Annotated in this window: 5 protein-coding genes; all 5 read right to left on the bottom strand. The window is 36.3% G+C overall.

Annotated elements, in window-relative coordinates; translation table 11 throughout:
• Nucleotides 1–13 precede the first annotated feature (13 nt).
• Nucleotides 14–5785, bottom strand: a complete 5772-nt coding sequence (locus M0214_RS01260) for a T9SS type B sorting domain-containing protein (protein ID WP_248723663.1) — start codon at nucleotides 5783–5785, stop codon at nucleotides 14–16.
• Nucleotides 5786–5939: 154 nt separating this feature from the next.
• A complete protein-coding gene (locus M0214_RS01255) occupies nucleotides 5940–10865 on the bottom strand; it encodes a T9SS type B sorting domain-containing protein (RefSeq protein WP_248723662.1) in 4926 nt (1641 codons plus the stop codon).
• Between the two features lie 145 nt (nucleotides 10866–11010).
• Nucleotides 11011–13737, bottom strand: a complete 2727-nt coding sequence (locus M0214_RS01250; protein ID WP_248723661.1) for a T9SS type B sorting domain-containing protein — start codon at nucleotides 13735–13737, stop codon at nucleotides 11011–11013.
• Between the two features lie 28 nt (nucleotides 13738–13765).
• Nucleotides 13766–14599 (bottom strand): ABC transporter permease, encoded by an 834-nt coding sequence (locus M0214_RS01245; protein WP_248723660.1) that lies wholly within the window; start codon nucleotides 14597–14599, stop codon nucleotides 13766–13768.
• 5 nt (nucleotides 14600–14604) lie between these two features.
• Complete coding sequence (locus M0214_RS01240) at nucleotides 14605–15513, bottom strand: ABC transporter ATP-binding protein (protein WP_248723659.1); 909 nt, start codon at nucleotides 15511–15513, stop codon at nucleotides 14605–14607.
• Nucleotides 15514–15624: the final 111 nt, after the last annotated feature.

Raw genomic sequence — 15624 nt, 5'->3', positions numbered from 1 at the left:
TGTTGATTAAAATTTATCGTTTTAACGTGAAATGACCTGTGAAAACACGTCCGTCTTCTAGGAAAACTTTAAACCAATAGTCATCTGTAGGCATAATATTTCCTCTAGAGGTACCATCCCAGCCTTCTTCCAGAGAAGAAATTTGTTTTAGTAGTTTACCATACCTATCAAAAATTAAAATTCGACTCTGACTTTGAAAAGCCGCACTAACTCCAATGATTTTCCATACATCGTTAAAGCTATCATTGTTTGGGGTGAAGAATTTCATATATCCCAAAACAGAAATATCCAGAGTTGTTAGTCCACAACCGTCCTTATCATTGATATAGATTGAATAAAAACCAGGTCGGACTCTTGTAAATTCTGGGGAGTCTTGATAGGTTATGAAGTTAGAACCTTCTTCAACCAAAGCAAATTCATAAGATCCTTGTCCAAGATTAGTCGTATTTATGCTTACCGTATTATTGTTTTCGGTAAAGTCCACAATAGTAACATCTTCAATATTAATTATTGCTTTTTCTGAAGCATTAACAAATATATCTCTTGTTCTTGAACAGCCTGTGCCGTCGGTTTTCGTTAGGGTTACATGATAAGTACCTGGAGTAGATACTTCAATGGTTGGTGTGGTTTGCGGAAGTAACTCGTTAACGGAACTTCCGTCAAGACTTGTCCAACGCCATTCATAAGTGAAGGTTTCTGTAATATTTGCTTCAATAGGGTCGAGTTCTATAGTAAAAGTCGGGTCTGAAGTACAAACAATATTTTCAGAATCTATGGTAAACTCCGGTAGTGGATTTACAATCAATTCAATATTAGTAGTAGCCGTACAGGTGTTGTTTATTGAATTAACAACAGTAGCTGTTATGGTTTGATTACTAGAAAATAATGGGTTTGGTAATGTGGGACTTCCACTAATTAAATTTCCATTTTCATCTTCGTAATCGAAGAATATTTCCATAACAGAAGACTGAGTCCCCAAAATTGTACTCGCAAAATTAGAGGTGTCAAAGTCATAAAAGCCATCATCATCAATATCTCCAGCACTTCCATCACAAACAATCTGAGGAGATACAGGAGCGGCAATTATGGGTTGTTCATCAACTGTAAATTCCAGAGTTGTTTGGTCAAAACATGCACCATCTGGATCTTGTGTGGTATTGTTGGTTACTGTAATGGTTATGGTTTGGGTTTCGGTTAAAAACGGGTTTGGTAAGGTGTTCGAAGTTACTGCAGCACCTGTGATATCTAGATAATCGTAAGTTACAGTAACATCAGCAAGGGATTGCCCGTTTAACACGGTAGCTTCTACTGAAGCGGTGTCGAAAGGAAAAGAAATTTGAGTATCAGAGGTGTCAAAATCACATTGTCTTCCTATAGACACTGGGTTTGCCACAGGCAACGCTTCAACGACCAATAAATCTGTTAATTCTGCAAGTCCCAAACAATCATTACCAAGGCTACTTTTTACACGGACCCAAATGGTCTGTACGTTGGGTGAGTTTGTGTTTTGATGATTAGAAATATCAGGTATTTCATTAGTTTCCAATTCAGCATCCATTAGACTTTCGTAGAAGTGAACAGAGACATTGAATGTTGTAAATATATTATTTGTTATAAAATCTCTTGCAAATGAGAAATCAAACGTAGATACACCATCTCTTAGGTCTAAACCATCATCACATTCGAAAATAGAGCCTGGGTTGTAGTTATTTAAAGCCGCACTAGATGGGTTTATTTCTAGATTGAGGGGAACGACTCTAAAGCATCCATTTGGGTTGGTGGCACGAATCCAGACCGTCTCAGAGGTATTGGTTGTTAGGTCTACAAAGTAATTAGTTTCATCGGGTATCTCTGTTCCTCCAATGGTTTCTGCTTGGGTTTGGTCATTATAGTAGGTAAATGTTAAACCTTCCGCAACATGATTAACGTTAATTTCTTCTTTTATGTTATCTAGCGTTAAATTAAAAAATGCTACTCTATCATTAGTTTCGTCATCACACTGTGTGTAAGTACTTGGATTGTTTACAGTTGGCAGGCTAAATACTTCAACATTAAATGTGGTATCTGCAAAACATGAATTATTAGTGTTGTTTGTAACCCTAACATAAATAGTCTGTAAGCCCGGTACTGTATTTGTGAATGATGCAGGGGTCGCGATTTGACTTGTATATCCAGCATCTGTAAAATAAGTTATAGAAAAATCTGTAGCACTTTGACCATTAAGGATTTCGGTTTCTTTTTGGGTTAGATCGAATACTCTTAATCCGTCTGTGTCTGTACCGAAAGAGGTGTCGTCACATTCTTGAATCGGAGAAACATTTAATTCTGGAAACGGACTGTCATAAACTTCTAGGTTAAAACTAGTCGTGTCATAACACGAGGTATTTGCATCATTTTCCAAACGAGCAAAAATTGTAGTATTTCCACTTTCAAAAGGACTGGTAATTGCGTTTGTATTGTTATCTGCATCTACTTGAGACTCGTGATAGGTTAATGTAGTCACCCCTGGAGTAACTCCAATAATAGCATCTTGTGAGGTTAGGTCAAAAGGCATAGTGCCATTATTGTCATCATCACATAATAGCATGTTAGGAGCTGCATTGGCAACAGGAAGAACATCAACTGTTAATAAAACTTCATCAGAGTATAAACCACAACTATTACCGTTTCTATTTAAAAATACCCTGTACTGATAATTATTAAAGGATAATGGTGCATTGGTGATATTTAAATCTGCAGTATTTGTTCCAGAATAATTCGCGTTATCAATTAATGGCGTCCAAGTAGTGCCGTCGGTACTAAATTCCCATTGATACGTTTCTGCTTCTTGAGAAACAATAGTTATTATACCATTGCCTAATTCACAAACAATAGTATTAACTGGTTGTGTAGATATCGTAATAGGAGCAAAGTCTAGGTAGTCTGCATTTGGTAACGTGTAGCCATCTGTAGCATTGTTAACCAATCCGTTTGCATCAACTGTAATGGCAGAATTACCGAGTAAGTCGTCATTGTTCCCGTCTAAGAATCCTGCTTCGATAACATCGCTACAACCATCGCCATCACTATCTAAATCTATATAGGAGAAAATAGTATCTGCATCGAGATCATTGGGAGTGTACCCTATAAGATTACTGTCTGGAGCTGTTTCGGCTGCGTCAGCCCATCCATTTGTTCCAAAATTAGGGCCATCTTCAATGCCATCTAAATTCGTATCAGAAAGCGTACCAAGTTGTCCAGTTTCAATTAAATCGTAGATGCCATCGTTGTCGCTATCCAGATCGTAAAAATCAAGTACACCATCTCCATCGGAGTCTATCGGTAATGCATTAATATCATAGGCATCATCTAAACCATTGTTATCTGCATCCACACCGGATAATGTAATAAGGGTGCCCTGGTTCTCAATGAAATCTGGTAGACCGTCATTGTCACTATCAAGGTCTAGCTCGTCTTTGATTCCATCGTTATCAGAATCTATCTTAAAGCATGTTAAAGCTAAGTTTGCCTGAAAGTTTGAGTTGTTTGTCAAACTACTTAATGTGTGAATGAATTCAAATCCATCCACTTGGTTGGCTAAAAATTCATAGGGAGTATTTCCCGTAGCTGCAGGATTAGGTTTGAAGCGAATCTCTGAACCCGAAATTTGAGTAATACCTGTTTCGAATAGACCATCGAAGTTAGAATCAACAAGTAGTCGATCATCAGGGTCTACCAAAGTGATGTTTTTATTTGCAGGTAAAATTTTGGCTACGAAAAATTCACCATCTACAGATACATGGGTATAACTTAAATCTTCAGAAAATTTAATGTTTACAGGTTCGGAAAACGTGACGTTATAAATATTCTCCCCGCTACTATCTTGTGGGATTTCACTAGTAATATTTCCTGTTCCTCTCAGTCTAACAGTATTAGTGCCAGGAGTAGCTCTATTTGAGGTAATATTGTCTACTGCTATCGAAGCATCCGAAGTACCGTCTTGAAATCTTAAAATTGGATCTCTAGTATCAGATAAATCCAAAACGACATCACCTCTTGATTCGGTACAATTTAAGATACCATCATTGTCATTGTCAATATCTATATTGTCTATTATACCATCGTTATCAATATCATCAGGACAAATACTAACGGGGACTTCAACAGATTCAAGGGTTTCCCCGGTACAGGTTATAGTTCCTATTAATTTATACTTAGCTGGAACTGATGGTGTAATAGAAGCTACATTGAGTGAAGCGGGTACAGGTTGGAAACCTCCACCAGTACCATCATCAAAAAACCATTCAAAAGTATCGAAGTTTTGGGCGTTGGCAGCCTCTAGAGTAATATTTGGAATACAATTACCAAGTGCTGCAAATTGCGCATCAAAGTTAATTTCAGGATTGGTAGGAAATCCAGAATAAAAACTACCCGAAGTTGCTGCGCCATTAACGTTAAAGTAAGCAACATACAATTCATCATTTCCTTGAACCGAAACGTTTCCTGTTAAGCCTGTTACCCTATATGTGACGTAGTCGTTTTTACCGGTAACTGCTGTTGGTCCAGTAACATTAATGTTTCCGGGTAGCGCTCCTAGTGCTGTGTTGTTAATTGATACTGAAGCCCCTTGTTTAGTAACAATAGAGACGCCACTTTCTTGCGAATAATCTGTGGATCCAATAAAATCAATAATTGGAATATTATCTATATTTCCTCTAGTTTCACAACTTAGCGGTGGTACGAAAAACATACCCTGATTGGCCTCAGATGAAGATCCAATACCTTGATAAGCAAATATATCTACATCACTTTGTATGTATAGGTTACCATCGGCATTATAATTGGTTCCTTCTAAAACTAAATACTTATCTGTTGCGTTTATTGTAATTGGTGTTGTGCTACCGTTTACGAATACATTTGCAGGGTAGCTTGCAGGAATGAGTAGTGCATTTTCCCAATCGTCACTTCCATTACCTCTAACAAAAATATACTCTCTACCTATTTTGCTTACTCCAACAATTTGATCGATTCCATAGTCCCGAGCACCACCAACCCCGAAGCTACCATTTGCTGAACCACAGTTTACAACAACAGGCTTTGTAGAGGTAACTGTGCTTCCTATCAAGCCATCCATTAAATTATTTGCCGTGGGACCGTTGTCTAAAATATTTATAGCGACCACATAGCTTTCTCCTTCGTTTAAAGAGACATTAATTGGGGTTGTGCCTGTATAGTTCTTAATGTTTAAACCTGCAGGTAAATTATCGAAAACAACATTTGTATTATCTTCTGTGGCCATTACTGAAACGAAACTTAAATAGTTGCTTTGCGGATTAACACTTGTAAAAGTTCCTATTTTAAAGGCGGTATCTAAAGCCGAAAGCCCCTTACTTACTAGGGCGCCAGCCTGAGCACCGTTACCAGCATTCAATCTTACCGATACATAAATTGGAGCCTCTGCCTCGATAATATAACCTTTATCGTTGAAAACATTACTGGTAGTACTTGAGCTTACGAACAGTTGAGTAGTGCCAAAACCTACAGGTATGGTTTGCGGAGTGGTATTAGATACTGTTCCTGTTATGTAATTTGCAGCTGGCTGACCTACAGGTATTATGGTGTAAGGAACAAGACCATTACTTGGGGTTGAGATATATAAGTATTGGTCCTCTGGGTTTGCATTTCCAAACTCGGCACTTGTTAATGGGGGTATGTAGTGCTTCTTGTTTAATTGTGAATATCCTGCAATAGAGGTAAGTATCAACAACACAAATAGTAGGTTGCTAAAATGGGTGCTTTTGTACATAGTCAATTTTATAATTTAGTCGATGTTTCAGTCATTGTCAGGAAGAAACAACTGTCTAAAATAAATTATTTAATTTACTTTAGACAGCATAACTCCTCAAAGGTTTAAAACTTATAGATAAAATGATTTAAAGTAGGTTTTATATTACTGTTTTTTATCTTTTTAAGGCAAAGTGTCCCTTTACGTCGTAGGATAGGCCATCTTCGATAACTTCAGCTACAAACCAATAGTCGTCTGATGGCATATTAAACCCATTATAAGTACCATCCCAACCAGAAGAATTGTGGGTTAAGGTTTTAATGAGCTTACCTTGTCTGGTATATATTGAGACTACTGTTCCTGGGATTTCTTCAATTCCTATAATGTGCCAAGTATCATAGAAAGAATCATTATTTGGAGTGAAGAATTTGGGTGCATCAATAACAACTATTGAGTGTGACGCATCCATACATCCATTTAAATCTCTTACTGTTATAGTGTGCCTACCAAAAGATACATTGTGGAATACGTTTGATGTTTGAGGCTCTCCATCATCGAGAATATAAACGTAATCACCACTGCTACTTGCGTTTATTAGGTTTACGGTTATGCTATTAGGGTCACCAAAATTCTCAGCTTTTGTAGCATCTATATCAATAATAGCTTGTTCCGATTCTATTACAGAAAAGTTATGTGTGTAATTACAGTCATTACCAATAATGTTGTCTGTAGTAACCGTTACCCAATAGTCTCCAATGTCAGAGGGGTCATCTAAAATTATCTGAGGAGTCGTTTCTCCAGTCGACCAAAAGTAAGAATCATTACTGTTTCCTGTTTCTGCATTTATAACTAAAGGCAAATCATTGATACAAAGTGCAATAATATCCTCAATAGGTACAACCGGTAAAGGATTAATTCTAACTGAAAATTGGGTTAATTCATAACAACCAGTGGTATTATTCTCGATGCGTGCATAAATAACTTGGGCGTCGCTAAACAAATAGTTGCCGTGGTCTATTGGCGAAGTAGCCGCTTCTGCATTTAGGGCATCGTCATAGTATGTTATTGTAAAATTAGCTGGGTTTTGAGCGCCTAAAATAGTGGTGCTAGTTTGTGTTAAATCAAACTGTAATAGGCCATCGTAATCGTCGTCACAGTCTATTAAGTCTGGAGTTGTATTGGCAATCGGATTAGGATTGACTTGTAAAAAGAATGAGTTGACTATAGTACAACCTGTGTCTGTGTAACTAACTCTGGCAAAAATCTCATGATTACTAGAAGTGTAAGTAAAGTTTTGTGGTAAAGGAGATAGGTTGTTAGAAGCATCAGCGAAAGAATTGTGATAACTAATAATTACAGTACTTGTGTCATTTACTATGCTACCATTTACAGTTGATAAATCGAAAGTATTGGTGTCGTTATCACAAAATTCAATTGTACCTATGTTATTTGTAGCAGGAGGTAGATTTACCACAAGCTCTAAGTCAATAACGCTAAAACAGCCTGTTAGGTTGTTCCAAACTTTAATGTGCACTGTTTGTGTATTTGAAATGAAATTTGAAGGATCTACAATAGCTAGACTATTATCAAATCCATCAGACTGATTAATATCTTCGAAGTTTTCGAAATAATTGATTTCTAAATCGTCTTGAATTCTGTCTAGTAACTGAAAATTAGCTATGGTTAAATCGAAAGATGTTAAGCCGTCGTAATCTTCATCACAAGATATTAAAGGTTCCGATACTTGCGTTATATCTGGTGCAGCTATAATATTGATACCTATTGGTTCTACAACATGACATAAAGAATCATCACTTTCTATCCTAACAAAAATAGTTTGAGGGTTTTGAGTGTTTGTGTACGTATCTCCAAGAGGATTTGTATTGGTATCCGCATCATTGAAAGTTAGGTGGTAAGATATATTTAGGTTGTCTGTAGAGCCAAGTGCAATTTCATCACTTTTTTCAATTAGATTAAAAATATGGAAACCATCATTAGTAATGTCATCACAAACTAAAAAATCTACTATAGGATTGTATATCGGTTCAGGAGATACTTGCAATGTTATAGAGGATGTGGCAAAACAAGTATTGGTATCAGCTGTTGTATTTTCTACTCTTACGTAAATCGTTTGAGGACTACTTGTATTATTGTAAATATTAGTTTTATCTATGGCGTTTGTTAAGTTCCCTGCCAATGCATCAGATTCATTTTCGAAATAGTAGACTTCCTTTCCTGTTTGTCCGTTAAGAATATCAGCATCCATGTCAATTAACAAAAAGTCGGCAACTGTTGTTCCTGTAACTTCGCAAATTTGGTATAGTAAATCTGTTGGTAGTTGTGGCAGCGTATTTATTATTACTTCAAGAGGAGTGATATTGAAACAACCTGAAATAGAACTTTCAAACCTGGTGTAGATGGTTTGCGTTTGCGTACTAAAATTAGAGGGGTCTAGTATTGGATTGGTATTATTGATAGCATCATCTTCAGAGGAGAAAAAGGAGATGTTAATTCCTGTTGTACTGCTAATCATTTCAGGAATTTTGCTTTCCAGATTAACCACAAAAAGCCCATCTTGGTCATCGTCGCAGATCACTATTGGCGTTGGAATATTAGTTCCAGGGGCTACAACTACCTCTATTTCAAATTCATTAACCGTTGAGCATCCAGAATCTATATTCTCTATTCTAGCGAAAATAGTCTCGATTGGCGCCGAATTTGGATAAAAATCTGGTAAAGCATTGGTGTTATTCAGGGCATCAGTCTCAGAACTGAAATAGCTTACCAAGAAGTTTGTATTACCGTTTGTTACAAGTTCGTCAAGTGAATGCAAATCTATGCTAACTATTCCATCGTCATCGGTATCACAATAAGGCACGGGATCAGCCGGTTCAAATAATAATATGGGATTTACTAAAAGGGTAATCTCAGACATTTCAACACAACCACTAACTGTATCCTCCAGTCTGATATATAGCACAGTTGGACTAACAGCTGCATAAATTGAATTTTTATTAACAGCGTTTACATTATTATTACGATCTTCTTCTGTTTCAAAAAATGTAACGTTTACAGGGTTAGGTAGGTCATTATTAATAAAGGTCTCAACCGTAATTAAATTAAAATTGAGTGTGTCGTTCTCATCATCATTAGTATCACAAAGAGCAAAATCTCCAGTATCTGTACCAGTTAGTAATAAATTTGTGTGAACTTCGAGAGGAACAATTGAAGCACAACCCGTAACGTCGTCCTCAACCCTTACAAATAAGTTGCGTAATCCAGGTTCACCTGCTGGATTTGTATATTCATAATTGTTTGGATCACCAACAGGGTTTGTTCCGGTATTGGCATCGTCGAAACTTTCATGATAGGTTACAGTTACTCCAGTAAGAGTTCCAACAATAGTACTACGTACAGATTCTAGGTCAAAAAAAGCATTACCATCTTGGTCTGTATCACAAGCGTCCAAAAATTGTGTATCTCTGTTAACAACAGGGCTGGTGGTCATATCCACCGTTAATGTGGTTGTATTGTAGCAACCAGTATCTGTGTCAAGAATTCGAACAAATACGGTATCGATGGGTGTGTTCGTGTTTACATAAGACCCCGGTATGGCATTATCACCAGTTGAAGCATCTAGAGCATTGTAGTGATAACTTACAAGTAGATTGGTAAGTCCACCCGATATTTCACTATCCTTAACGGTAAGGTCAATTACTGTGAAACCATCTGGAGTATCATCACTGTCACAAACTTCTAGAGGTGATGGCGTTGTAGCTGTAGGTGGCGAATTAACTACTAAGTCGAAATTGGTGTAGGCGAAACAATCACTATCCAAATCATCTACTCTAACATAAATTGTTTGGGGATTGCTCGTATTGGATATAGGGCCAGTTATTGTTCCTGTATTATTTCTAGCACCAGAATCTGATAAATGATAAGAAAATGTGTAGTTAGTAAATGGAATGTTAGGAATTAGTTCTGTGTCTTTGGTATTTAAATCAAAGACTTCTGTACCATCATTATTGGTTAAATCATCACATAACTGGAAATCGGTTATAGGGTCAATGGGCTCCTCGGCATTTAAAACAATAGTAATATCATCCTCCTCGATACAATTATTAGAGCTCAAAGGAACACTCACTTCGACGCGATAAGTTCCATCTTGATTAACATTAAGGGTAGGGTTTGTTTCGGCTGGTAAAAGAATATCGTTTCGATACCAAGCATAAGAAGCAAGTGGGTTTTGCAAATTAGCGTCCAGCATTACCGAGCTTGCACAAGTTGTTATATCTTCACCTAAATCTAATACCTCAAAACTGTCACCCTCAATGAAAACTGCAGAATCGAAAGTTCCATCTCTTTGATCTGCTATTATCAATTTAACATGATATTGTACGTAAGGAACAATTGTTTCCGAAGCTGTTAAAACAGTCGTTCTACCATTATAATTTGTGTCACCAGCGTTAAAAACATCAAAGTATTGGTCATTTGAACCGGGACATACTCCAAAAACTTCATTATGTACATTTACAGAGTTTATAGGTGTAGTTGTTCCTGGGACTACAGCAATATTTCTGTATGGATTTCCGCTTCCTACCTCTGTTATTAAAAAAACGAAATGATCTGTTACGTTCTGGCATGGTAGTATATCGAAATATTCTTCTGAAGCAAAAAGAAAATTAAACTGGAATTGACTTGAAATTGAAACAAAATCAAATTCGATAGAAGTGGCATTTAGTGTATTGCTAATTCCTAGTGTGGTTTCTAAATCTGGGTCGGAACCCCAAGAAGCATCTCCTTCGCTTAAAACCCCTGTATTAACCGTATTTCCTCCTGAATTTGCAGAACCAGTGGAAATCATTATTCCATTTTGAAAAGGGAAATTAGACATGCCTCTTTCAAAATAGGCATAACTTGGATGACCAGAAGAATTACCATTGATAGGAGATGTAATGTTAGAAATTTCTACACAACCGTTTACGAGGTTGTCTTCTATGAGCTGTTGAAGACCAACAGAACTATCAACAGAGATTTGTTGAGAAAATACCATGCTGTAACTACAGAACATGGTAAATATGAAAAGATAAACAAATCTCATAGCGGTAGGTGTTTCTTCTTGATTTTTTGGCACAGATTATCGGCAATTGAAACCGAAAATCAATGCCGAAAATTATGTTTTTTTTAGATGAAATACAAAAAATACAGGACAAAATGCGTATTTTTTTGTTTTATGAATCATCTCATCAGTTTTTTAAGGTAAAATGATCTCTAAAAATTCTTCCATCTTGTAGCTTAATTGAAAACCAATAATCATCTGGTGGTAATGTTTGACCATTTAGGATACCGTCCCAGCCACTTATTATAGGGTTAAACTCTTTAAGTAGCTTACCATACCTATTGAATATTCGTACTTTAATATCGGGCATATCCATTTCTGAAATTCCATAAATTTCCCAAGTATCGTTTACACCGTCATTGTTTGGTGTAAAAAATTTAGGAAAACCGATAACGTAAACTAATTGGTTAACGATGCCACAATTGTTTTTAGTATCTCTTACACTTGCTGTATAAATACCTGGATTAATATTTTCGAAGGTATTGTTGCTTTGGTAGGGTGCTACGATATTGCCGCTTTCATCTTGTAACTGAAATTGGTATTCACCGTTACCAGTTACAAATAATGAGATTATATTATTATCAGCTGGTGCGTTTGATGTAAAAGGTGGGGAGCTAAAGCTTGCAACATCAGATGCTAGTAGCGAAATTGTCCTTGTTTTGGAGCACATGGTATTTAGGTTGGTAACTACTACTTGATATTCAATAATTTCGTTCACGTCTATACTGTAAGTAGTGGCTCCAGTAGACCAATTGAATGAATAGTCTTGTATATTTCCGTCTAAAATACCAGCATTTATAGAGATTGTGGAGGGGAATTGATTTAAACAATAATAAACTTCAGCATTTTGTTCTATATCAGGAGGCGTGTTTACGACTAATTCTATCTCGCTTATTCCGTAGCAATTATTATCGTTTTCTACTCTACCAAAAATCGTTTGCTGAAATGGGGTGTTATTGGTGTATGCTTCTTCCAATTTATTGTTTTCTAACAGGGCGTCTTCATAGTTTTCGTAGTAGGTAATGTTGAGGCTGTCTGGTAAGCCATCAATAATTTGGTTATTTATATCAAGAAGATTGAAGGTGTAAAAACCATCTTCAACGGTGTCATCATCACAAAGTATAATAGAAACATCCTTTACATTGGTAGTACTTACTTTTAGTGTGAGTTCTGAATAGTCTGAGCATCCAGTTTTTTCATTCTTTAGTTCAACGTAGATAATTTGAGGGTTAGAGGTGTTAGAAAAAGAATCACCATTTATTTCTTGGGTTCGGGCATTATCTAAATAAAACTTTGTAGTGGCAGAAGCACTATTTACGTTAATTTCGGTATTTGCTTCATTTAGGTTAAATATGGTAAGTCCGTCAGGATTGTCATCATCTTCACATTGTAAAATGATATGGTCTTTAGCTATGGGATTTCTGTTATACAATACAAACGCATCTCCTTCTATGGCACATTCACCATTGTTTGGGTCTATAGAAACTTCGTAATGACCAGATTCCAAAACTTCTAGACTACTGTTGTTTTCTGTTAAGGGGGTATCATCTTTTGTCCATGTGTATGTTGCCCCGGGAATTTCAATTGAAGTTAAAGTATAAGTATCTCCATCGCACAAATCTAAGTTAGTACTGCTTCTACCGTTTTTTATAATATCAATTTGTTTGTTAAAAAATGAGGTGATAAAAGGTGGGAGACCTTGCGAAGAGTCATTAGGTGACAGTGAGATGGCTTGATGCTGATAGTTACATTCTCTTCCAATTTTATTTGGGTTGTTTATAGAAGCAAGGTAAGGTAACCCCTGAGTATAAGTGGCACTTAGTGCTCTATAAATTTTACCGTTAGGTCCTAATTGAAGGGCGCCACGATATAAGTTTCTATCATCGATTACAACCTGAGAGGATTCTACGTCTTCAGCCAAAAGATTATATTGAACAAGAACAGAAGTATGATTGGCTGGGTTTTCGGTTTCAGCTATATTTTCATCAAAAAAATCGTTAGAGGCATGCGCATAAAGTAATTGGCTGTTTGGAGAAAATTCTATGCCATATGGGAACGGACTTTGGAAATTGTTTATATTTAAATATCTAATATTGCTCACCATACCGGATGCTTTGTCAAAATCGAATAGCTGTAAACCTTCAGTAACGCTAGCTGCTGCCATTTTGGAGCCATCAGGAGATAGTCTTAAATAACCTCTTCTTTCAGTAAGGGCGAGTCCTGGAAAAGTAGATTTAATAGAGGTTGTATTTACTCCAAGCTCACTGACTTCATAAGCATGGAAGGTGTCATAAATATCGGTGTTTCCGTTCTCCGACGCCAGAGTAATTACCCATATAGAATCTGTGATACAATCTTTTAAGACTGCAGTAAGTTTTTCAGAACAAAACGAGAGCAGATTTATGTTTTTTTGAGTTACTGCACCAAGTCCGAAGTTCATACTCATATCAATAATCGAGTAATTTAATCCGAAATTAGGGTCAGTCTCTCTAAGCGTTGTATCTACTGTAAAGACGTAGTATATATTGTCGTCGTTAGGTTTTGGGACTATAATTGCCGATTGTGTGCTTGAAGAGTCTCCATAAAGACCAGTGCCATTAATCATAACACCGTGAGTTCTGTCCCATACCACTTTTCCGTCTGTATAGAATAATAGGTTACCGTCATCATCGGAAATTGAAGCACAACCTTCGTTGGTGAACAAAAAGCCATTATCTACAGAATTAATTGTGTTGTTGGCAAGGTCAAATTGAATTCCAGCACCATAGCCAAAATACCAATTAGAGGCCTGTCTTTGAGCAAACAGGTGCACACTAAAAAAACACAACACGAGGGATATGGTAATTTTATTCATTCTTCAATAGCCTAGACTATCAAAGATATCATAAATCACGCTTTTTTAATAATCTGAACGACAAAAAGATAAATAATGCTGTCCAAGCCAGTACTATTGCAATTTCGTACCAATGCACAGCATAATCATAAGACAGGTCCTCACCAACTTGAGCAGCAACTTCTTTAACAGCAGAAAGCCTTGAGCCAGGTTCGTCTATTAGATTCCACAACGATTTAAAAGGTGAAAATTGATATATGTTGTCTGCAACCTCAGTTCCTCTATTATATCCAGAAACAATAAGATAACTGAAGAATTCCATGAAAAATAGTACAATCATGGCCGCAACAGCAAAAGCAGAACGTTTTATTAGCATACCCATAAAAAGACCAAAGGAAAAGAAACCTAGTAATTTAACAAAGAAGGCCACCAAGAATTCCAAATCCGAAAACACGATACCTATTTCTGTGTAGCTCGAGTATACTAAACCTAAAATAAGCGATACTACAAACACGAAAATTGTTGAAATGAGAGACAAAGCAATAACGGTATAGAACTTGGATAAAATAAATTCCTTTTTACTAAGACCATCAATGAGGTTTTGTTTAATAGTTTTATTGCTATATTCATTGGCCACCATAGAAACTATAACCAATAATAGGAAGAACTTAAGTAAAGCGGCAACAAAAGTGTTAAAATGCCATATGTAGGGGAAGTTGAATATGCCAAGTTCTGCCAAATGAAATTTAATAGGACCAATATCAAATTTGATAGTCGCAAATAAGGATATTAGGCTAAGAAGCGCAAAGTAAATTATAATAAGTACCCTACTGGCTTTACTGTGAATAAGTTTATGGTATTCTATACTTAATAATCGTAGCATTTCAACTAATTTTGAGTGGTTTGGTTGTCGGTTAATTGTAAAAATTGTTCTTCTAAACTTTCTTTACGCTGCACTAATTGTGTTAGAATGATTCCTTTCTCAAAAAGATATTTATTTAAATCATCCGATTTCATTTTATCTTTTAGAAAGGCGGTAACTAAATCGCCTTCAATTTTTATTTCACCAAAAGCATCATGGGTTTTAAGCAGACTAGTTAATTTTTCATTATCGTTACATTTTAGCTCAAAGAAACCATGGCTAGAAATCATTTCGTCCACTCTACCTGCATAAAGCTTTTTTCCCTTTCTTAAAACAACAACGTGCGAGCATACTTTTTCTACTTCATCTAGCAAGTGCGAAGCTAGAAGGATAGTAGTGCCTTGGGCGGCTATATTTTTAATAATTTCTCTAATTTGATGGATACCTTGAGGGTCTAGGCCATTGGTAGGTTCATCTAGTATTAAGATTTCAGGGTCGTTTAAAAGCGCCGAAGCAATGGCTAAACGTTGTTTCATACCTAAAGAAAACGTTTTAAACTTGCTGTTTCTTCGTTCCAATAATCCTACGGTCTTGAGTTTTTCGTCTATTTTATCGTAACCTACTCCTTTTATTTTGCAAACTAGCTTAAGGTTATCATAACCAGACATGTAAGGATAAAAGTTGGGACGTTCTATAATCGCACCTACTTTTTTTAGAGCATCGTGCGTTGAGGTATTACCATCAAACCATTGAAACGATCCAGAGGTTTTATTTACCACATTGAGAACTATACCAAGAGTTGTGGATTTCCCGCTTCCGTTGGGTCCTAAAATGCCATAAACATTGCCCTTGTTTATAGTGAATGAAAGGTCTTTAACAGCAGTTAAAGCTCCAAATTTTTTGGTAAGGTTGTTTATTGTTAGAATGGTTTCCAAATGATTATTTTTTATACCAAAAAAGTTTTGGTGTTAATTGGTTACATGGGTATGACGAGTCTATTTATATTTTGTTACACGATAGTAATAAAACCTTATAAAATGATTAAT

It is taken from the genome of Seonamhaeicola sp. ML3 (assembly GCF_023273855.1).
In the GTDB taxonomy this organism is placed as follows: Bacteria; Bacteroidota; Bacteroidia; order Flavobacteriales; family Flavobacteriaceae; genus Seonamhaeicola.
This window is presented reverse-complemented; position numbering and strand designations above follow the sequence as displayed.